The sequence below is a fragment of the Luteibacter sp. GL_149 genome (genome assembly GCF_057834065.1).
This window is the reverse complement of sequence record NZ_CM174395.1, coordinates 3,295,997-3,317,105: the sequence shown is the minus strand read 5'-3', so window position 1 is coordinate 3,317,105 and position 21,109 is coordinate 3,295,997. Positions and strand designations below refer to the sequence as shown.

13 protein-coding genes, 2 tRNA genes and 1 pseudogene are annotated in these 21,109 nt (G+C 64.2%); 13 read left to right on the top strand and 3 right to left on the bottom strand.

Annotated features, from left to right (window positions below; genetic code table 11):
* Positions 1-21: 21 nt before the first annotated feature.
* Together AC3IR3_RS14635 and AC3IR3_RS14630 are read right to left on the bottom strand one after the other, a co-directional pair.
* A tRNA-Asn gene (locus AC3IR3_RS14635) sits at positions 22-98 on the bottom strand.
* Positions 99-135: 37 nt separating this feature from the next.
* Positions 136-690, bottom strand: a complete 555-nt coding sequence (locus AC3IR3_RS14630; RefSeq protein ID WP_489225026.1) for a GspH/FimT family pseudopilin — start codon at positions 688-690, stop codon at positions 136-138.
* A 152-nt stretch (positions 691-842) separates the two neighbouring features.
* Here AC3IR3_RS14630 and uvrB point away from each other — a divergent pair, with 152 nt between their 5' ends.
* The 7 genes and pseudogenes from uvrB (at position 843) to recD (ending at position 12,877) form a co-directional block, all read left to right on the top strand.
* The gene (gene uvrB / locus AC3IR3_RS14625; protein ID WP_489196937.1) at positions 843-2,870 is read left to right on the top strand and encodes an excinuclease ABC subunit UvrB; all 2,028 of its coding nucleotides are present in this window, start codon (positions 843-845) and stop codon (positions 2,868-2,870) included.
* 76 nt (positions 2,871-2,946) lie between these two features.
* A tRNA-Val gene (locus AC3IR3_RS14620) sits at positions 2,947-3,021 on the top strand.
* 101 nt (positions 3,022-3,122) lie between these two features.
* A pseudogene (locus tag AC3IR3_RS14615) lies at positions 3,123-3,326 on the top strand (PhnA domain-containing protein); the annotation flags it as partial.
* Positions 3,327-3,431: 105 nt separating this feature from the next.
* Entirely contained in the window at positions 3,432-3,809 is a 378-nt protein-coding gene (locus AC3IR3_RS14610) for a CopD family protein (RefSeq protein ID WP_489196936.1), read from the top strand.
* Between the two features lie 67 nt (positions 3,810-3,876).
* Positions 3,877-7,332, top strand: coding sequence for an exodeoxyribonuclease V subunit gamma (recC, locus tag AC3IR3_RS14605; protein ID WP_489193168.1), 3,456 nt, complete (start codon positions 3,877-3,879; stop codon positions 7,330-7,332).
* On the top strand, positions 7,329-10,997 hold the full coding sequence (gene recB / locus AC3IR3_RS14600; protein WP_489193166.1) for an exodeoxyribonuclease V subunit beta: 3,669 nt from the start codon (positions 7,329-7,331) through the stop codon (positions 10,995-10,997). The genes recC and recB overlap by 4 nt, the downstream gene beginning before the upstream one ends.
* The gene (recD, locus tag AC3IR3_RS14595; RefSeq protein ID WP_489193164.1) at positions 10,994-12,877 is read left to right on the top strand and encodes an exodeoxyribonuclease V subunit alpha; all 1,884 of its coding nucleotides are present in this window, start codon (positions 10,994-10,996) and stop codon (positions 12,875-12,877) included. Before recB ends, recD begins: the two co-directional genes overlap by 4 nt.
* A 61-nt stretch (positions 12,878-12,938) precedes the next feature.
* Here the strand turns inward: recD and AC3IR3_RS14590 are convergent, their stop codons facing one another.
* Positions 12,939-13,946, bottom strand: coding sequence for an NAD-dependent epimerase (locus tag AC3IR3_RS14590; RefSeq protein ID WP_489193162.1), 1,008 nt, complete (start codon positions 13,944-13,946; stop codon positions 12,939-12,941).
* Positions 13,947-14,199: 253 nt separating this feature from the next.
* Between AC3IR3_RS14590 and thrS the strand changes: the two genes are divergently transcribed.
* The 6 genes from thrS (at position 14,200) to pheT (ending at position 21,109) form a co-directional block, all read left to right on the top strand.
* On the top strand, positions 14,200-16,101 hold the full coding sequence (gene thrS, locus AC3IR3_RS14585; RefSeq protein ID WP_489193161.1) for a threonine--tRNA ligase: 1,902 nt from the start codon (positions 14,200-14,202) through the stop codon (positions 16,099-16,101).
* Between the two features lie 29 nt (positions 16,102-16,130).
* Positions 16,131-16,673 (top strand): translation initiation factor IF-3, encoded by a 543-nt coding sequence (infC, locus tag AC3IR3_RS14580; RefSeq protein WP_132143616.1) that lies wholly within the window; start codon positions 16,131-16,133, stop codon positions 16,671-16,673.
* A 303-nt stretch (positions 16,674-16,976) separates the two neighbouring features.
* A complete protein-coding gene (gene rpmI / locus AC3IR3_RS14575) occupies positions 16,977-17,174 on the top strand; it encodes a 50S ribosomal protein L35 (RefSeq protein ID WP_046966439.1) in 198 nt (65 codons plus the stop codon).
* A gap of 16 nt (positions 17,175-17,190) precedes the next feature.
* Entirely contained in the window at positions 17,191-17,550 is a 360-nt protein-coding gene (rplT, locus tag AC3IR3_RS14570; protein ID WP_132143614.1) for a 50S ribosomal protein L20, read from the top strand.
* 118 nt (positions 17,551-17,668) lie between these two features.
* Complete coding sequence (gene pheS / locus AC3IR3_RS14565) at positions 17,669-18,661, top strand: phenylalanine--tRNA ligase subunit alpha (RefSeq protein WP_489193159.1); 993 nt, start codon at positions 17,669-17,671, stop codon at positions 18,659-18,661.
* A gap of 66 nt (positions 18,662-18,727) precedes the next feature.
* Positions 18,728-21,109, top strand: coding sequence for a phenylalanine--tRNA ligase subunit beta (gene pheT / locus AC3IR3_RS14560; protein ID WP_489193157.1), 2,382 nt, complete (start codon positions 18,728-18,730; stop codon positions 21,107-21,109).

The following is a 21,109-nucleotide window of genomic DNA, read 5'->3' as shown; positions in this document are numbered from 1 at the left end:
CTCTGCAAGCCTTCTCTTATATGGCGCCCGAAGCTGGACTCGAACCAGCGACCCCCTGATTAACAGTCAAGTGCTCTAACCAGCTGAGCTATTCGGGCAGCGAGTCGCGTATTTTGTGGAACTGTCGGGTGGGTGTCAAGAGTCTGGTTCATCGAAATGTGCATCTTTCTGCACGCAGTGCCGTGTCTCTTCGTCCGTAGCGCGCTCGCTGCGGGCCCGGCCGGACATGGCGATCCTGACAACTTCCGCGTGGACTGCCTTGCCGGGCGCGCAGATGGCGATGGTCAGATTGGTGCCGGAGGACGCTCCCTTGGGAGTGAATGCGGGCAATGTCCTTCGCTTTAGCGTGACGGCCTGAATTCCCCGGGGCAGGGGCTGGCGTATCCGCCAGGGCGACCATGTGTCAGAGCGCTCCACCTCGATACTCCAGCCCTGCTGCCAGTCGCGTGAGGATGACTCGCAGCGCCGTTGCGCATCGTTGGGGCAGATCCGTACTTTTGTTCGGTCGAATAGCGCCATGGCGCGCGCCTGTTGTACGGATTCCAGCAAGGCGTCGCGAACGCTCCGGATCCGCCATCCCGCGCTCATCCGCGAAAGAGACGGCGCGGCCATCGCGGCGAGCATGCCGAGGATGGCCAGCGCCACCATGAGTTCGATCCACGTAAAGCCTTGCTGACGCTTGCGATCCACGGCCCTGACTTCCATGTGAAAGCGGTCATCCTCGCCTGTCGGCAAGGGGGTGCGGCATCGGGCTGGCGGCCTGAGGCGGGCGTGACGAGGCCCCCACACTCGGTGGGCGTTCCCGATTTAAACTCAGAGGCCGAGCCCCCATGTCAGCCGCCATGACCGACCGATTCCAGCTCGTTTCCCCTTACAAGCCGTCTGGCGATCAGCCCGACGCGATCCGTCGACTGACCGAGGGTTTCGAGTCGGGCCTCGCGGCCCAGACCCTGCTCGGCGTGACCGGTTCCGGCAAGACGTTCACCATCGCGAACGTCGTCGAGCAGATTCAGAAGCCGACGCTGGTGCTCGCGCCGAACAAGACGCTGGCGGCGCAGCTATATGGCGAGTTCAAGGAGTTCTTCCCGCATAACGCGGTGGAGTACTTCGTCAGTTACTACGACTACTACCAGCCCGAAGCGTATGTGGTGGCGTCGGATACCTTCATCGAGAAGGACGCCAGCATCAACGACCACATCGAACAGATGCGGCTCGCGGCGACGAAGGCGCTGCTGTCGCGCAAGGATTCGCTGATTGTGGCCACGGTGTCCGCGATCTACGGTCTGGGCGATCCGGAGGATTACCTCAGCCTGCGCCTGATCCTCGCGCGCGGCGAACGGATCGAGCAGCGTGCGCTGATTCGTCAGCTGACCGAGCTGCAGTACTCGCGCAACGAAATGGATCTGCGTCGCGGCACGTATCGCGTGCGCGGCGAAATCGTGGATGTGTTTCCGGCCGAATCGGAAACCGAAGCGCTTCGCATCGAACTGTTCGATGGCGAGGTCGAGAACCTGTCGCTGTTCGACCCGCTGACCGGCGAAGTGCTGCGCAAGGTGCCGCGTTATACGGTGTATCCGAAAACGCATTACGCAAGTACCCGCGAGAGCGTGCTCAACGCGATGGAGACCATCAAGGTCGAGCTATCCGAGCGTCTGGAGCAGCTGTACCGCGACAATAAACTCGTCGAAGCGCAGCGCCTGGAGCAGCGCACGCGTTTCGATCTGGAAATGATGCTGGAAGTGGGTTACTGCCAGGGCATCGAAAACTACTCGCGCCACCTGACGCGTCGCGGTGCCGGCGAGCCGCCGCCGACCCTGTTCGATTACCTGCCGCCGGATGCCTTGATGGTGGTCGACGAATCGCATGTCACGGTGCCGCAGCTGGGCGCCATGTACAAAGGCGACCGGTCGCGCAAGGAGACGCTGGTGGAGTTCGGTTTCCGCCTGCCGTCGGCGATGGACAATCGTCCGCTGCGTTTCGAAGAATGGGAACGTCGTGCGCCGCGCGCCATTTATGTGTCGGCCACGCCGCGCACGTACGAACTGGATCGCTCGGACGACAATATCGTCGAACTGGTCGTGCGCCCGACCGGCCTGATCGATCCCGAGGTGGAAGTGCGGCCGGTGCGTACGCAGGTCGACGACCTGCTCGGCGAGATCCGCAAGCGCGTCGCGATAGGCGACCGCGTGCTGGTGACGACGCTGACCAAGCGTATGTCGGAAAACCTCACCGACTATCTGTCCGAGCACGACGTGAAGGTCCGCTATCTCCACTCTGACATCGAAACGGTGGAACGTACGGAAATTATCCGGGACCTGCGTCTGGGCGAGTTCGACGTGCTGGTGGGCATCAACCTCCTGCGCGAAGGTCTCGACATGCCCGAGGTGTCGCTCGTGGCGATCCTGGATGCCGACAAGGAGGGCTTCCTGCGCTCGACCGGTTCGCTGATCCAGACCATCGGCCGTGCGGCGCGTAACGTGCGCGGCAAGGCGATTCTCTACGCCGACGAGATGACCAAGTCCATGAAGGCGGCGATCGACGAAACCGCCCGGCGTCGCGAGAAGCAGGTCGAATACAACGAGGCCAACGGCATCACCCCGACGACGGTGGTCCGGCGCATTGCCGACATCATGGAGGGAGCGCGTGCCGATGTGGGCTCGCGCGGCGGCCGTGGCGGCAAGCAGGCCAAGGAGCGCCGGAAGATCGCGGAAGAGGCGGCCGATTACGCCGCGCTCAGCCCCGAGCAGGCCTCATCCGCCATCAAGAAACTCGAGGCGAAGATGTACAAGCACGCGGAAAACCTGGAGTTCGAGGAAGCGGGCAAAATCCGCGACGAAATCCACCGCCTGCGGGAACGGGCGCTGCGCTGACCGGCTTTGCCGGGAAAAAATTCCGGGGAACCTCTTGCGAAGGCCCTGGACGGCCGGTAAACTGCGCAGCTCTTCCGGGCGGTTAGCTCAGCGGTAGAGCACTACCTTGACATGGTAGGGGTCACAAGTTCGATCCTTGTACCGCCCACCACTTTCTGCAGGAAAGTGGGAAGAAACCAGAAATACCAGTAAAGAGGAGCCAGCGATGGTTCCTCTTTTCGTTTGTGCATTTGGAGCATGAATCCCATGGCAGTCAGAGACAGCAACGGTAACGAACTGCTCGAAGGCGATTCGGTCACCGTGATCAAGGACCTGAAGGTCAAGGGCGCTTCGTTGACGCTCAAGCGCGGCAAGCTGTTCAGGGGTATCCACCTCACCGACGACGAGGCGGCCGTCGAGGTTCGCGAGGGCAAGAGCGTGCTTGTGCTGAAGACCGAGTTCCTCAAGAAGGCCTGACGCGGCGGGCGCTCCCACGGGGGCCGGGGCGGTACACTTCGGTTTTATTCGTCGGAGCGCGCCGTGGCCTATCAGTGGATCAAGTCCCTGCACATCCTCTTCGTCATGGCCTGGATGGCGGCGGCGTTCTATCTGCCGCGCATCCTGATCAACCTGGCGGAAGCGGGAGACGAGCCGGCGGTGCGTACGCGGCTGGATCTGATGGGGCGCCGGCTGTATCGCTTCGGGCACATCATGTTCGGTTTCGCGCTGATCTTCGGCCTGACGCTCCGACTGTACTTCGGCATCACCGGTGGCTGGTTGCACGCGAAACTGACCCTCGTGGTCATCCTGTTCATTTCCTACATCCTGTCGGGACGCATGCTGAAGCGGTATGCCGCCGGCGGTGCGTTGCCCGCCGTACGCACGCTGCGCATCCTCAACGAACTTCCGGTGTTCCTGCTGCTGGCGATCATTTTCCTGGTGGTTGCCAAGCCGTTCTGACGATCGCGGAATCCAAGACCGTCCGGGGCGACCATGGGCGGGCCACGAGGTCATACGGAGCCTGGACTTGATCGAGCGCAGCGAGGCGGTAACGCCGGGATTCATGGTTCTTCACGGCAATCGCCTGGAGGAACTGCGCGACGTGCTCGCGGCCTGGCTACAGCGCGAGCCGCTGGCACCGCTGGAGAACGAGGTCGTCCTCGTCCAGAGCAACGGTATTGCCCAGTGGTTCAAGCTGGCGCTGGCGCGCGACCGCGACGCGGGAGGCCTGGGTATCAGCGCGGCGGTGGATGTGCAGTTACCGGGACGGTTCCTCTGGGTGGCCTATCGCGCCGTCCTGGGCCGCGACGCCGTGCCGCCGGAGTCGCCATTCGACAAGTCGCGCCTCGTCTGGCGGTTGATGCGATTGCTGCCGCATCGTCTCGACGAACCCGTGTTCGCGCCGCTGGCCGCGTTCCTCGGTGACGACGGCGATGCGCGCAAGCGCTACCAGCTGGCCGAACGTCTCGCCGATCTTTACGACCAGTACCAGGTTTACCGGGCGGACTGGCTCGACGATTGGGCGGCTGGCGAGGACGTACTTCGCGACGATGCTCGTGGCAGTCGCCTCGCCATGCCGCCGAACGATCGCTGGCAGGCCGCGTTGTGGCGCGTGCTGCTGGAGGACGTCGGCCCCGACGCCGCGCACAGCCATCGCGCGGCGGTACATCAGGCGTTCCTGCATGCGGTAAGCACGGGGGATAGTCGTCCGCGCGCGCTCCCGCGACGCATCGTCGTTTTCGGTATGTCGTCCCTGCCGCGACAGACGCTGGAAGCATTGTCCGCGCTGTCCCGCTGGTGCCAGGTACTGATGGTCGTGATGAATCCGTGCCGGCATTACTGGGCGGACATCGTCGAAGATCGCGAATTGCTGCGCGCTGAGCGCCGCCGTCAGGCGCAGAAACCGGGCATGCCGGCGCTGCCTTCCGGCGACGACCTGCACTTGCACGCGCATCCGCTGCTCGCGGCATGGGGAAAGCAGGGGCGCGACTATATCCGCCTGCTGGACGAGTTCGATCACGCGGACGGATATCGCGAACGCTTCACGGCGTGGGAGCAGCGCATCGACCTGTTCGACGAGCCGGAAGGTCAGCATCTGCTGGCGCAGGTGCAGCGCGCGGTGCTCGATCTGGAACCGTTGCCTGTCGACGACGCATCGCGTCCCGTGGTGGCTATCTCCGATACGTCGATCGCCTTCCACGTCGCGCACGGTCCACAGCGAGAAGTGGAAATCCTGCACGACCAGTTGCTGGCGCGTTTCGCCGACGCGGCGAGCCGTGGCGATCCCATCATGCCTCGCGACGTCATCGTCATGGTGCCGGATATCGAAACCTACGGACCGCACATCGAGGCGGTGTTCGGCCGCATCGATCGCGACGATCCGCGATTCATTCCTTTCAGCGTCGCCGACCGTACCGCGCGTGGCACGGTGCCGCTGGTGATGGCGCTGGATATGTTGCTCGGCATGCCCGAATCGCGTTTCACCGTCAGCGATGTGATCGACCTGATCGATGTCGCCGCCGTCCGCGCGCGTTTCGACCTGGACGACGACGCATTGCCTGTCCTGCATCGCTGGATCGAAGGCGCAGGCATTCGCTGGGGACTGGATGCGACGCAACGTTCCTCTCTGGACCTGCCCGCCGTGACGCAGAACACCTGGCTCTTCGGCCTGCGTCGCATGCTGCTGGGTTATGCCGTGGGCTCGGGCGAAGCCTGGGACGATATCGAACCCTATGACGAGGTCGGTGGCCTCGACGCCGCGCTTGTCGGCCCGCTGGCCGATCTGCTCGATCGTCTGGCCGTGCACTGGGCGGCGATGACGACGCCTGCCACGCCGGAGGAGTGGGGCGTGCGCCTGCGCGCGCTGCTTGGCGACTTCTTCAGGGGTATCGACCGGGAAGATGCCGCACGGATCGTCCGTCTCGAGGACGCGCTGGAACAATGGCAACGCGCATGCGCGGACGGCGGCCTGGTCGAGGCGCTTCCGCTGGCCGTGGTCCGCGAAGCATGGCTGACCCTGTTCGACCAGGGGTCGCTATCGCAGCGTTTTCTCGCCGGCGCCGTGAGTTTCGGCACGCTGATGCCGATGCGTGCGATTCCGTTTCGTGTCGTGTGCCTGCTGGGGATGAACGACGGCGACTATCCGCGTGCCCGTCCACCCATGGATTTCGACCTGATGTCGCGGGCGGGTGCGTGGCGTCCCGGTGACCGGTCGCGTCGCGAGGACGACCGCTATCTTTTCCTCGAGGCGTTGCTTTCCGCCCGCGACGCGCTGCATGTCGGCTGGGTAGGACGAAGCGCGCGGGACAATTCCGAGCGCGCACCCTCGGTGCTGCTCGGGCAGCTGCGCGACTATCTCGCGGCGGGCTGGCGTGGCGCAGTGTCCGACGACGTACTGACCCAGCTTACGGTGGTTCATCCGCTGCAGCCCTTCAGTCGCGACTATTTCGGTGGCGAAGATGCCCGCTTGTTCACCTATGCGCGCGAATGGCGACAGGCGCACGAAGCGGCCGCGGTCGCATCCGTCGATGCGTTGCCGCCGCTGGTCGTCGAAGGGCCGGTGTCGTTAGGGGTGCTGCGGCGATTCCTCCGCCATCCCGTACGCGAATTCTTCAATCTGCGTCTGGGCGTTCGTTTCGATCTGGACGATGTCGGTAACGACGATGTCGAGCCGTTCGTCGCCAACGGCCTGGACCGGCACACCATGACGGATTCGTTGCTGCGCGCCGCATTGCGTGGCGATGCCGCAACAGCGGAGGCGGCCATCGCCGATGCCGCGACGGTGCTGCGCCGGCAAGGCGTGTTGCCGCTCGCCGGATTCGCGACACCGGTGCTGCGCGATATCGAGGCGACGGCTGCGGCGGTGCACGCGCGATATCTCAGCGCGTGCCGCGCATGGCCGAACGACGCCGGCAAACGTGAACTTCGTGTCGTGGTCGGCGATGTTGTCATCGAGGACTGGCTGGCCGATCTGCGTTCCAATGCGGCGAACGAGCTTGCATCGTTCATTCTTTCGCCCTCGTCGGTACTCGATGCGGAGGGCAGGCCGAAGTGGCATCGGCTGCTGGCGCCCTGGGTGGACCATCTCGTTGCGCAAGCGGCAGGCATGGCCTTGCAGACGCGCTTTATCGGACCCGACGCTACCGTCGTTCTCGATCCGGTCGATACGGACATGGCGCGCGCGCTGCTCCAGACGTTGATCGCGGCATGGCGCGAAGGCATGCGTGGACCGTTGCCGGTTGCCGCGAAGACGGCGTTGGCCTGGGTGGCGGCGGAGCAGCCGGGCGATCCGCAGAGCGGTCGCGACGCGGCACGTGCGACGTATGAATCGTCCAGCGACTGGCGGCGTGGCGAAGTGGATGACGACCCGTATCTCATGCGCAGCTATCCGGATTTCACGTTGCTGGATCGCGCCGGTCTTTCGCGCTGGCTGGCACCGTATCGCGACGTGTTCGACATCGCGCGCGTGGAGGGCGGCGCATGAGCACGATGGATATCCTGCGTCCGCTGGAGCTTCCGCTTGCGGGCGTACGGCTCATCGAGGCCAGCGCCGGCACGGGCAAGACCTGGACGATCGCGGCACTCTACGTGCGTGCCGTGCTCGGTCACGGACTGCCCGAGCCGCTGCTGCCGCCGCGCATTCTGGTCGTCACGTTTACGGAAGCCGCCACGCAGGAGTTGCGCGAACGTATCCGCGCGCGGCTGGTTCATGCGGCGCGTGCCTTTCGTGGGCGTGCACAACCGGATGAATTTCTTGCCGGTCTGATGGGGGCCTATCCCCCGGAGCAGCACGCGGGATGCGCACGGCAGCTCGAACTGGCGGCGCAGTGGATGGACGAAGCCGCCATCTTCACCATTCACGGATGGTCCCAGCGCATGCTTACCCAGCATGCGTTTGGCAGCGGCCATCCTTTCGCGCAGACGCTGGAACCGGAAGATGGCGAACTGCTCGCCGAGTGCGTTCGCGACTACTGGCGGCAGACCTTCTACCCGTTAGCCGATGCCGACGTGGAAGCCGTGCTTTCCGAATGGTCGTCGCCCGACGTCTTGCTGCGGTCGCTTCGGCCACTGCTCTCGCGTGGCGAGGCGACCCTGCTCGTCAACGGCCAGCCACTACCGGCGGCGGACGATCTGCAGGCGCTGTTCGCCGATCGCGTTCGCTGGCGGCAGGAGGACGAGGCACGTGCTTCGGAGGCACGGGCATCCTGGTTGGCCGACGCTGCACGCATCGAGGCATTGCTTGCCGAAGCGGTTCGCAACAAGACGTTGCATAACGGCTGGTACAAGCCCGACCGTGTGGCGGCCGAACTGGCGGCCATGCGGCACTGGGCCGCGACCGGCGATATGACCGGTGTGGACCCCGCACGCTTCTCGGTATCGCGACTTGCGAAGGCCACGGGCAAGAAAGCCGTGCGGCCAGAGCATCCCGTGTTCGCCGCGCTGGATCATTGGGCCGAAGGCCGCGCGGCACGCCCCGAAATCCGGCATGCCGTGCTGGCCGATGCGCTCGACCGGGTGCGCGAACGCTTCGAGGCAGAGAAGCGTCGCCGCGCGCAGATGGGTTTCGACGACCTACTGTTGCGGCTGGATCGCGCCCTTGCCGGACCCGCCGGGCCGGAACTGGCCGGCACGATTCGCGAACAGTATCCACTGGCGCTGATCGACGAGTTCCAGGACACCGATCCGCTGCAGTACCGGATTTTCCGCGCCATCTACATGCGCGAATCGACCGAAGCCGGCACGGCGTTGCTGCTTATCGGCGATCCGAAGCAGGCGATTTACGCTTTTCGTGGCGCGGACATCCATACCTATCTGGGAGCGCGAGACGAAGCCATGTCGCCGCGCTACGGGCTCGATACGAATCATCGCTCGACGCATGCCATGGTAGCCGCGGTCAATACGGTATTCGCGTATGGCGAACGGCATGCGACCGGTGCGTTTCATTTCGACGATCGCGGTTTGCCGTTCGCTTCCGTCCAGGCGAAGGGGCGCGACGAGCGCTTCGTCGTTCGCGGCACGGAGCAGAAAGCGCTGACCCTCTGGCTGCTCGACGACGAGATGCCGGTCGGCGTGCGCGACTATCGCGCACAGATGGCCGAAGCATGCGCGAGCGAAATCGTGCGACTGCTCACCGCCGCCGATGAAGGGCAGGGGGGCTTCCTCGATGCGTCCGGCGTGCTGACACCGTTGCTCCCGCGCGATATCGCCGTACTCGTTCGCAGTCATGCCGAAGCCGCGGAGATTCGCAGTGCGCTGTCCGCACGCCGTGTCCGCAGCGTATTCCTGTCGGATCGCGATTCGGTGCTCGACAGCCAGGAAGCCTGCGACGTCCTGTTCTGGCTGCGCGCCTGCGCCGAACCGGCATCCGACCGTCATATGCGTGCGGCACTCGCAACCCGGACGTTGGCGTTGGGCCTGGGCGAACTGGAACGGCTCAACGCGGACGAACGGCATTGGGAGCGTCGCGGCCGCGAATTCCTCGAACTGCGCGATACATGGCAGCAGCGCGGCGTGCTGGCCATGCTGCATCGGCTGCTGCACATTTTCGACCTGCCGTCGCGGCTGCTCGCCAGCGCCGGCGGCGAGCGCGCGTTGACCAATCTGTTGCATCTGGCCGAGCTGCTACAGCAGGCGGCATCGACGCTCGACGGCGAGCTCGCGCTTATTCGCTATCTGGGCGAGGCGCTGTCGGACGCACGGACTGCGACGGGCGACGAAACCATTGTGCGTCTGGAAAGCGATGCCGATCTGGTGAAGGTCGTCACCGTGCACAAATCCAAAGGACTCGAATATCCGCTGGTTTTCCTTCCCTTCGTTTGCGCGTTCGGCAGGTCGTCGGGTGGCGGTTATCGCTATCACGATGCGGAAGCCGGTACGCGTATCGAACTGCTCGGCGCTTCCGCCAGCGACGCCGGGGATGGCGTCGCGCATGCCAAGGCGGCGGCGGAGCGCGCGGCGTTGCAGGAAGATCTTCGACTCCTGTACGTCGCACTTACGCGTGCGCGTCATGCATGCTGGCTCGGCATCGCACCGGTCTGCGCGCAACGGGCGAACAAACCGCAATTGCACAAGAGTGCATTCGGCCATCTGCTGACGGGCGGCGTGGAAATCGACAACGGACAGATCGCCGGCTTGCTGACGGCGCTTGCCTCGGGCGAGTCCTCCATCGCGGTGACTTACATGCCCGCGCCGGACGATCGTGCATTCTTGCCGCGTACCGCGCTTCCGGTACCGGGCCCTGCGCGCGTAAGCACGCTTCCGCCGCCGCCGCGCTGGTGGATCGCAAGCTACAGCGCGTTGCGTCACGGGGACGAGCCGGTAGCCGACTATCCGGCGCCGGATACGCCCGAAGAAGATATCGTCGCCGAGTACGTGGGCGAACTTGTCGAGCCGGCAAGGGAAAGCCGGGGTATCCATGCATTCCCTCGTGGTGCCGAGCCGGGCACCTTCCTGCATGACCTGCTGGAATGGATCGCGGAAGAAGGCTTCGCTCATGTCGCCGCCGATCCCGCTGGCCTGCGCGATGCGGTGGCGCGCCGTTGCGAGCGACGCGGCTGGACGGCTTTCATCGAACCGCTTTACGAGTGGCTGCTCGCGTTGCTGACGATGCCGCTGGCGCTGCCCGATGGTGGTGCCGTGACGCTGGCGTCTCTCGACGACCCGATGCGCTACCGCGCCGAACTCGAATTCTGGTTCGAAGCCCGCGACGTCGATACGCGTGAACTGGACGCCATCGTGGTTCGTCACACGCTGGATGCGGCGCGCCGTCCGCCGCTGGATGCGGACCGTCTGAATGGCATGCTCAAGGGCTTTATCGATCTGATCGTCGAACACGACGGGCGCTACTACGTGGTGGATTACAAGTCGAACTGGCTGGGTACCGACGAGCACGCCTATACGCCTGCGGCCATGCGTGCGTCGATTCTCGAGTCGCGCTACGAGCTGCAGTACGCGATCTATCTGCTTGCACTGCATCGCCAGTTGCGCGCGCGTCTTGGCGCCAGTTACGACTACGATCGCCATGTGGGTGGGGCGGTTTATCTCTATCTGCGCGGTATCGACGGCAGTGGAATGGGCGTTCATACGGAGCGGCCGCCGCGTGCGATGGTCGAAGCGCTCGATGCGCTTTTTGCAGGGAGCGGCGCATGACGTTATTCATCGAGGACTGGCTCGACGAGCGTGTCGCGGACGAACGGCTTCGTCCGCTCGATCGTGCCTTCGCGCGTTTCCTCGCGACGCTGGACGAAGCCGGCGATCATCGGGTGTTGATGGCAGCCGCGCTGGCGAGCAGGCAGCTGGGCGACGGACATATCTGCGTGGATATGTACGAGCTTGCGCGAGACGAGGGCAAGCCGTTCGAAGGATGGGATGCGTGGCTGGTCCGGTCCGCGCTGGTAGGGCGTGCCGGCGAGGCTGGCAATGCGCCGCTGGTGCTGGATGGCCAGCGTCTGTATCTGCGCCGTTACTGGCGTTACGAAGGCGATGTCGCCGCGATTATCGGTCGGCGTCTTGGACCGGCTATCGAAGCGCAGGGCCTGTCAGCCGAATTGATGCGGCTTTTTCCACGCACGGGCGACAAACGCGATTGGCAGAAAATCGCTTGCGCGATTGCGGCGCGCAGTGCGTTCTCCGTCATTACCGGCGGTCCCGGCACCGGCAAGACGACGACCGTTGTGCGCCTGCTCGGCTTGCTCCAGACGCTGGCGTTGCGTTCGGGGGCGCCGCGTTTGAGGATTCGGCTGGCCGCGCCGACGGGCAAGGCGGCGGCCCGGCTTAACGAATCGATTGCCGGGCAGATCGAGCGACTGGCAGTCGACGACGACGTGAAAGCGGCGATTCCGGCCGAAGTCACGACCTTGCATCGCCTGCTCGGCAGTCGGCCGGACACGCGTCATTTCCGGCATAACCGCGACAATCCGCTGCATCTGGACGTGCTGGTCGTCGACGAGGCGTCGATGATCGATCTGGAAATGATGGCCGCCGTGCTGGACGCCTTGCCCGACGACGCACGCTTGATCCTGCTGGGCGACAAAGACCAGCTGTCGTCGGTGGAAGCCGGTGCGGTGCTCGGTGATCTGTGCGCGCGAGCGGAAGCGGGTCACTACTCCATGGAGACCGGCGCTTGGATAGCGCGCACCTGTGCCGAGACCATCGACGAGTGGGTCGATCCGGCGGATGCTCGCGCGCTCGATCAGCACGTGGTCATGCTTCGCGAAAGCCATCGATTCGGTGCGGGTAGCGGCATCGGCGCGCTGGCGATGGCGGTGAATGCGGGCAACGTGAAGCGCGTTGGCGCGGTGCTGGCGGAAGACCATGCCGATCTTCATACGGCCGGTGCGATGTCCATCGCCGCGATCGCCGCACTGGCCATCGACGGACGCGGCGATGCAGTGGGATACGGAGCGTATCTGCAGTGGATGCATGCGCATCGCCCGTCCATCGATGCGTTGCCCGGGGATGTCGATGCCTGGGCGCGCGGTGTACTGGATGCCTTCGCGAATTTTCAGCTCCTGTGCGCCGTGCGGCATGGCGACGAGGGCACGACGGTATTGAACGAAGCCATTGCACACGCTCTTCGCGAAAGGGATCTGATTCCCTCCGGTCAGGGCTGGTACGAAGGACGTCCCGTGCTGGTGACGCGCAACGATTACGGGCTCGGCCTTATGAATGGCGATGTCGGGATCGCGCTTGCCGTTCCGGACGGGCAGGGCGGTACAACCTTGCGTGTGGTGTTCCGCGTAGCAGCCGAAGCTGGCGGCGACCGGATTCGCTACGTGGTGCCCAGTCGTCTGGCGTCCGTGGAAACCGTGTTCGCCATGACGGTGCACAAGTCGCAGGGTTCCGAATTCGTACACGCGGCGCTGGTTCTTCCCGCGCAGATCAGTCCGGTGCTTACACGAGAGTTGCTCTATACGGGCGTGACCCGTGCGCGTCGGCATTTCACGCTGCTGGCATCGCGCGACGTGCTGGATGTGGCGGTAACGCGCAGGACAAGACGCTCGTCCGGCCTGCTGGAACGGTTGTTGTAGAGCGGCGCATGTCGGCCTGCTCCCACAGAGAGCCTCGGGAGCAGGGCTGCGTCACGCAGCGTCAAACGCCGTAAAACTCCCGATACCACGTCGCGAAACGCTCCACGCCAACCTCTACCGGGGTCGACGGCGCATAACCCACATCGCGACGCAGTGCCGATACGTCGGCCCAGGTATCGGGCACATCGCCCGGCTGCATGGGCAGAAGACGCTTTTCGACGGTACGGCCGAGATGCTTCTCGAGCAGGTCGATGAAATGCAGCAGTTCGACCGGCTGGTCGTTGCCGATGTTGTAGACGCGATACGGCGCGGAGGACGTGCCGGGATTCGGTGCGACGGGATCGTATGACGGGTCCGGCGCGGCGGGACGGTCCAGCGCATGGATGACGCCCTCGACGATATCGTCGATATAGGTGAAGTCGCGGCTGTGCCGACCGTGGTTGAAGACGTCGATCGGCTCGCCGGCCAGGATGCGTTTGGCGAAAAGGAAGGGCGACATGTCCGGTCGGCCCCAGGGCCCGTACACGGTGAAGAAGCGTAAGCCGGTCGTGGGTAGCCCGAAGAGATGGCTGTACGTATGCGCCATCAGCTCGTTCGACTTTTTCGTCGCCGCGTACAGGCTGACCGGATGATCGACCGAGTCTTCCACCGCGAAGGGCAGCTTGCGGTTCGCGCCGTAAACCGAGCTGGACGACGCATAGACCAGATGCCCGACCTCGTGCTGGCGGCACGCTTCGAGGATGTTCACGAAGCCGACGAGGTTGCTTTGCACGTAGGCGTGCGGGTTCGTCAGCGAATAGCGCACGCCAGCCTGGGCGGCCAGGTTCGCCACGCGTTCGGGGCGGAAGCCTTCGAAAGCGTCGTCGACGGCGCCGCCGTCGGCAAGGTCGGCGCGACAATGGGTGTAGTAGGGGTGGTTCGCGAAGCGGGCGACGCGGGCCTCTTTCAGCGCCGGGTCGTAATAATCGTTGTGGTTGTCGAAGCCGAGGACCTCGTCGCCACGCGCGAGCAGCCGCTCGGTGAGGGCGGCACCGACGAAACCGGCGCTGCCGGTAACCAGAATGCGCATGGGGGAACATCCAGCATGGAGCGGACGCCCATTGTAACGGACGGCGCCTGCCCGTCAGACCCCCGGATTTGACAGGGTCCGCGCCCTGGTCTAGCTTTCCCGCAGATAGCCATGACCAGAGGTGGCCCGCGGTAACGCCGGCCGAGTGTGCGACATGCGGACTACGCGCTCCCCAACCTAGTTTCCCGCCACGCCTTGTGTGTTCACCGAAGGGCGCATGGCGCCCTTTTTGTTTGTCCGAGAAAATGTCCCGATGATCCAGATCACGCTACCCGACGGCAGCAAGCGTCCGTTCGAACACCCCGTTTCCGTGCAGGATGTGGCCGCCTCCATCGGCGCCGGTCTTGCCAAGGCCACGCTGGCCGGCAAGGTCGACGGCAAGCTTGTCGATGCAAGCTTCGCCATCGACCGCGACGCCAGCCTCGAAATCGTCACCGAGAAGAGCCCCGAAGCACTCGATATCCTCCGTCATTCGACGGCCCATCTGCTTGCGCAGGCCGTGCAGCGCCTGTTTCCCGGTGCGCAGGTTACGATCGGTCCGGTTATCGATAACGGCTTCTATTACGACTTCGCGTACGAGCGTCCCTTCACGCCCGACGACCTCACGGCCATTGAGGCCGAGATGGAGAAGATCGTCAAGGAACAGCTGCCGGTCACCCGTTCGGTGAAGTCGCGCGACGAAGCTGTGGCGTTTTTCCGCGGCATCGGCGAGGAGTACAAGGCCGAAATCATCGAAAGCATTCCTGCCGACCAGGATCTTTCGCTGTATACGCAGGGCGAGTTCACCGACCTGTGCCGCGGTCCGCACGTGCCGAATACGGGCCGTCTGCGCGCGTTCAAGCTGATGAAGGTCGCGGGTGCCTATTGGCGCGGCGATTCGAATAACGCGATGCTGACGCGCATCTACGGCACGTCGTGGCTGAACGACAAGGACCTGAAGGCCTATCTGTTCCAGCTCGAAGAAGCCGAAAAGCGCGACCATCGCCGCATCGGCAAGCAGCTCGACCTCTTCCACATGCAGGAAGAGGCGCCGGGCATGATTTTCTGGCACCCGAAGGGCTGGGCGATCTGGCAGGCGGTGGAGCAGTACGTCCGCGGCGTCTATCGCAGCAGCGGTTACAAGGAAGTCCGCGGTCCCCAGATCATGGACGTCAGCCTGTGGAAGAAGTCCGGTCACTGGGATAACTACCAGGAAAACATGTTCTTCACGGAGTCGGAAAAGCGCACCTATGCGCTGAAGCCGATGAACTGCCCGGGCCACATCCAGATATTCAATACCAACCTGCATAGCTATCGCGACCTGCCGATCCGCTATGGCGAGTTCGGCGGCTGTCACCGCAACGAACCGTCCGGCGCACTGCACGGCATCATGCGCGTGCGTGCGTTCACGCAGGACGACGGCCATATCTTCTGCACGTCGCAGCAGATCGAGAGCGAAGTCACCGCATTCCACGCCCAGGCCATGAAGGTCTACGCGGACTTCGGGTTCAACGACATCGCCATGAAGATCGCGCTGCGCCCCGAAAAGCGCATCGGCACGGACGACGTGTGGGATCGCGCCGAGGACGCCCTGCGGACAGCCCTGTCCGCCGCGGGTGTGGAATGGGAGGAACTGCCGGGCGAGGGCGCCTTCTACGGCCCGAAGATCGAGTACCACATGAAGGACTCCATCGGCCGCGCCTGGCAGGTGGGTACGATGCAGGTCGACTTCATGATGCCCGAGCGCCTGGGGGCCGAATACGTCGACGAGCACTCCCAGCGCCGACATCCGGTTATGCTGCACCGTGCCATCGTGGGCTCGATGGAGCGCTTTATCGGCATTCTGATCGAGCATCACGCAGGCTTGTTGCCGCCCTGGCTCGCCCCCATACAGGCCACGGTGTTCAGTATTACGGATGCGCAGGCCGACTATGTGCGTGAAGTCACGCAAACCCTTGTCGGAAAAGGCTTCCGGGTGGAAGCCGATTTGCGCAATGAAAAGGTCGGATATAAAATCCGCGAACATACGTTGCAGAAAGTGCCCTATCTCATCGTGGTCGGAGACCGCGAGAAGGAAACGGGGTCCGTTTCCGTACGTACCCGTGGTGGCGAAGACCTCGGCAGCATGCCGCTGGCCCGGTTCGTCGAACGGCTGGAAGCCGAAACGCGGCGGTGACCGTCGTTTCTGCAATTATTTGAATTCTTCTGGAGGATAGCGGTATCGCTACGACCGATAACAAGGGCAATCGCAAGAACCACGAGATCAAGGTGCCGCGCGTTCGCGTGCTGGGCGTCGATCAGGAACAGCTGGGCGTCATGACGACCGCCGAGGCCCAGGCTCTCGCCAACGAGGCGGGCATGGACCTCGTGGAAATCCAGCCGAACGGCGACCCGCCGGTCTGCCGCATCATGGATTTCGGCAAGTTCAAGTTCGAGGCCCAGAAGAAGGCCCAGGCCGCCAAGAAGAAGCAGAAGCAGGTCGAAATCAAGGAAGTGAAGTTCCGTCCGGTCACGGACGTGGGCGACTACCAGATCAAGCTGCGCAACATGCTTCGGTTCCTCGAGGAAGGCGACAAGGTCAAGGTCACGATCCGCTTCCGTGGTCGCGAGATGTCCCATCAGGACCTCGGCCAGAACCTGGCTCGCAAGATCCAGGAAGATGTCGGCGAGAACGGTGTGGTGGAGCAGTTCCCCCGCCTGGAAGGCCGCCAGATGGTCATGATGATCGGTCCCAAGAAGAAGATCTGACGAAAACGGCGCCCCAGGGCGCCGTTTTCTTATGGGGCGCGGCCCTGCACGAGGCCGCCGAGCGTCATCCCTGCGCAGGCGGGGACCCAGTGAAGACAAAGCGCGCAGCGCACGATGACCGGATCGGCACGGCTCCGGCCCGCCGAACGACGCCCCGACCCAGTGGCAACGGGCCGTCCCCTCGTGTAAACTCGCCGGCTCGCCCCATCTGGAAGGGGTTGAACACCGTACCCGGCAGGAAGGAAAGCGTGGTCCTCATGGCCCACCGCCGGATCAGTCAGTCACCGAATACGGAGCATTCCCATGCCCAAGATCAAGACCAACCGGGCGGCGGCGAAGCGTTTTCGCAAAACCGCCTCCGGTAAGTTCAAGGCCGGTCACGCCTTCAAGTCGCACATCCTGACGAAGAAGTCGACCAAGCGTAAGCGCGGCCTGCGTGCTCCGAACCACGTCAAAGCTTGCGACACCAAGAGTGTTGCTCGCATGTTGCCGTATCTCTGAGTCGGAGGAATAGACCATGGCTCGTGTAAAGCGCGGCGTAACCGCCCGTCGTCGTCATAAGAAAATCATCGGCCGTGCGAAGGGCTACTACAACGCCCGTCGCAAGGTATTCCGCGTAGCCAACCAGGCCGTCATCAAGGCTGGCCAGTATGCGTACATCGGCCGCAAGCAGCGTAAGCGTCAGTTCCGCGCTCTGTGGATCGTGCGTATCAATGCTGCCGCCCGTCAGTTCGGTCTGTCCTACAGCCGTCTGATCAATGGCCTGGCCAAGGCTCAGATCACGGTCGACCGCAAGGTCCTCGCCGATCTGGCCGTGCACGACATCAAGGCATTCGGTGCGATCGCAGAGAAGGCCAAGGCCCATCTGGCTGCGTAATCCGAATCCACGCGCGACTTGATGTCGCGCGATGATGGATGACGTGGGGAGAAGGCCTTGCCTTCTCCCCACAACTTTTTTGGGGCTCCCGATTTCGGGGTCCACACCGGGAAAGTCGATGGAATCGGTAGAACATATCGACGCGTCGCTACGCGACATCGAAGGCGCCGCCTCTCTTGAGGCGCTGGACGCCGTACGCGTGGCCCTGCTGGGCAAGAACGGCGCGATCACCGCGGCGCTGAAAGCGCTGGGGCAGTTGCAGGGCGACGAGCGCAAGGCGCGCGGCGCGGAGGTCAATCGCGCTAAAGAACGCCTGACCGACGCTATCGCGGTACGCAAGCAGGCGCTGGAACAGGCCGAACTCGACCACCGCCTTGCCTCCGAACGTATTGATGTCACCCTGCCGGGGCGCGACGGCGAATACGGCGGTATCCACCCGATCACCCGTGCGCTGGAGCGCATCGCGGACATATTCGGCCGCCTGGGGTACCAGCGCGCCGACGGTCCGGAGATCGAGGACGACTGGCACAACTTCGAAGCGCTGAACTTCCCGCCGCATCATCCCGCGCGCGCCATGCACGACACCTTCTACTTCGGTGACGGCCGTCTGCTGCGCACGCATACCTCGCCGGTGCAGATCCGTTCGATGCAGGGGCGTCAGCCGCCCATCCGCATCATCGCGCCGGGCAAGGTCTATCGCAGCGATTCGGACCAGACGCATTCGCCGATGTTCCACCAGATCGAAGGGCTGCTGGTCGATGAGACCTCCAGCTTCGCCGATCTGAAGGGCACGCTTGCCGAATTCGTCCGCGCGTTCTTCGAGCGCGATTTCGAGATGCGTTTCCGCCCCAGCTATTTTCCCTTCACCGAGCCATCGGCCGAAGTGGACATCCGCTGGGACGCCGAAGACGGCTCGACGCGCTGGCTTGAAGTGCTTGGTTGCGGCATGGTTCATCCGACCGTGCTCGCCAACTGTGGGATCGATCCGGAGCGATATACGGGCTTTGCGTTCGGCCTGGGTGTGGAGCGTTTCGCCATGCTGCGTTATGGCGTAAGCGATCTCCGCGCGTTCTTCGAGAACGATCTGCGCTTCCTGCGGCAGTTCGCCTGATCGCTTGTGGCCCGCCGGGGGCCTGGCTCATGTGGCCGGCCCCGCGAATAAAGTGAGCACGCTTCCATGAAATTCTCCGAAAACTGGCTGCGCGAACTGGTCGATGTCTCCGCGGATCGCGCCGCGCTGGTTCACGCGCTGACCATGTCCGGTCTCGAGGTCGAAGAAGTCACGGCACTGGGCGAAAGCCTGGGTGGTGTCGTCGTCGCCGAGATCGTCGCCGCCGAAAAACATCCCGAAGCCGACCGGTTGCAGGTATGCCGTGTCGACGCGGGGCAGGGCGAACCGCTGCAGATCGTCTGCGGTGCGCCGAATGCGCGCGTTGGCATCAAGATTCCGCTGGCTACCGTAGGCGCCACGCTGCCCGGCGGTATAGCGATCAAGGCCGCGAAGCTTCGTGGCGTCGAATCGTCGGGCATGCTGTGTTCCGCGAAGGAACTGGGCATCGACGCCGACGCGTCCGGTCTGCTCGAACTGCCGCTGGACGCGCCGGTCGGACAGTCGCTCAGCGACTATCTCGGTTTGCCCGATGCCAGCATCGAACTCAAGATCACGCCGAACCGTCCCGATTGCCTCGGTCTGTTCGGCCTGGCGCACGATGTGGCGGCCCTGTTCGGTAGCCACGTAAAGGGCGAAGCCATCGTCGATGCGCCGGTCACGGCGAGCACCACGCGCGGCGTGCGCCTGGAGGCAGGTTCCGATGCGCCGCGTTATCTGGGTCGCATTGTCGAAGGCCTGAACGCCACCGCGCCGACGCCGCTCTGGATGGCCGAGCGCCTTCGCCGTTCGGGTGTACGTCCGATCAACGCGATCGTCGACGTTACCAACTACGTCATGCTGGAACTCGGTCAGCCCCTGCACGCCTTCGACAACGACACGCTTTCGGGCGACATCGTCGTGCGACACGCGACCCAGAACGAGCCGCTGGTGCTTCTGGACGGCAGCGAGGCGAAACTCGATACCTCGTTCGTCGTGATCGCCGACAGCGCGCGACCGCTCGCCGTCGCCGGCGTCATGGGCGGCAACGATTCGCGTGTTACGGATGCGACGCGTAACGTTTTCCTCGAAGCCGCGCATTTCGCGCCGGCGGCCATCATGGGACGCGCGCGCAAGCTCGGTCTGCATACCGATGCGTCGCACCGCTTCGAGCGTGGCGTCGATCCGAATCTTCCGAAGCGTGCCATCGAGCGGGCCACGACGCTGTTGCTGCGGATCGCCGGCGGCAAGGCCGGCCCGATTACGGTCGCGGAGCGCGCCGAAGACCTGCGCGCCCACCAGCCCGTTGCCCTGCGTCGCGCCCGACTTTCCCGTGTACTGGGCATCGACATCGCCGATAGCGAAGTGGCGCGGATCTTCGCCGCGCTGGGCATGGCGGTGACGACGACGGCCGATGGCTGGCAGGTCACGCCGCCGAGCAGCCGCTTCGATATCGAGCGCGAAGAAGATCTGATCGAAGAAGTCGCCCGCATTCATGGCTATGAGCGCATTCCGACCAGCCTTCCCGCTGGCGAAATCGCGCTCGCGGCCGATCCGGAAGCGCGCCTGCACGAGATGAACCTGCGCGATCAGCTTGCTGTTCGCGGTTATTTCGAGGCGGTGACGCTGTCCTTCGTCAGCGCCGACCTTCTCCGGACCTGGGGTCTGGATCGGGCATGGGTGCCGCTGGCCAATCCGCTGTCCGCCGATCTGGCGGTGATGCGTACGTCCCTGTTGCCGGGTCTGATCGAAGCGCTTCGTCATAACCGGGCGCGCCAGCAGGATCGTATCCGTCTGTTCGAGGTGGCCCGTAGCTTCCACGCGACGGACGGTGCGCCGGACGAGGTCGGTCGCGTCGCCATGGTCGCCTGCGGCTCGGCCCGGGCGGAGCAGTGGGGCGAGGCCTCGCGTACATTCGATTTCTACGATCTGAAGGGCGACATCGATGCCCTCATCGCGCATACGGGCGAGCCCGCGCGTTGGAGCGTCGATGCCCAGGGTCTGCCCGCGTGGCTGCACCCGGGTCGCGCGGCACGCGTATTGCGCGACGGTCTGCCGGTCGGTTTCCTGGGTGCTTTGCATCCGGCGCTGGCCAAGGCGCTCGACCTCGCCAGCGATGTCCACGTGGCCGAACTGGCGCTGGAACCGATCCTGGCCCGTCGCTTGCCTCAGGCGTCGCGTGTGGCGCGTTTCCCGGCCGTGCGCCGCGATATCGCCGTCGATCTGCCGGAGGAGGTTTCCTGGGCCAGCGTCGAGGCGACCGTGCGTCAGGCTTTGGGCGAAGTACTCAGGGATATTCGTCTGTTCGACCGGTACGCCGGGAAGGGCATCGACGACGGTCGAAAGAGTCTCGCTATGGGCTTGATTTTACAGGACGCTTCACGCACCCTTACCGACGACGACGCGGACGGATGCGTAGCTAACGCCGTCGCCGCGTTGGAGAAGACATGCAAGGCAAGACTGCGAGGATAA

What these genes read in the sequence shown, in the direction of transcription:
- thrS (WP_489193161.1), top strand. Translation starts at nt 14,200, where the DNA reads ATGATCCAGATCACGCTACCCGACGGCAGCAAGCGTCCGTTCGAACAC.
- rplT (WP_132143614.1), top strand. Translation starts at nt 17,191, where the DNA reads ATGGCTCGTGTAAAGCGCGGCGTAACCGCCCGTCGTCGTCATAAGAAA.
- uvrB (WP_489196937.1), top strand. Translation starts at nt 843, where the DNA reads ATGACCGACCGATTCCAGCTCGTTTCCCCTTACAAGCCGTCTGGCGAT.
- recD (WP_489193164.1), top strand. Translation starts at nt 10,994, where the DNA reads ATGACGTTATTCATCGAGGACTGGCTCGACGAGCGTGTCGCGGACGAA.
- AC3IR3_RS14590 (WP_489193162.1), bottom strand. Translation starts at nt 13,946, where the DNA reads ATGCGCATTCTGGTTACCGGCAGCGCCGGTTTCGTCGGTGCCGCCCTC.
- pheT (WP_489193157.1), top strand. Translation starts at nt 18,728, where the DNA reads ATGAAATTCTCCGAAAACTGGCTGCGCGAACTGGTCGATGTCTCCGCG.
- rpmI (WP_046966439.1), top strand. Translation starts at nt 16,977, where the DNA reads ATGCCCAAGATCAAGACCAACCGGGCGGCGGCGAAGCGTTTTCGCAAA.
- pheS (WP_489193159.1), top strand. Translation starts at nt 17,669, where the DNA reads ATGGAATCGGTAGAACATATCGACGCGTCGCTACGCGACATCGAAGGC.
- AC3IR3_RS14610 (WP_489196936.1), top strand. Translation starts at nt 3,432, where the DNA reads ATGGCCTGGATGGCGGCGGCGTTCTATCTGCCGCGCATCCTGATCAAC.
- recB (WP_489193166.1), top strand. Translation starts at nt 7,329, where the DNA reads ATGAGCACGATGGATATCCTGCGTCCGCTGGAGCTTCCGCTTGCGGGC.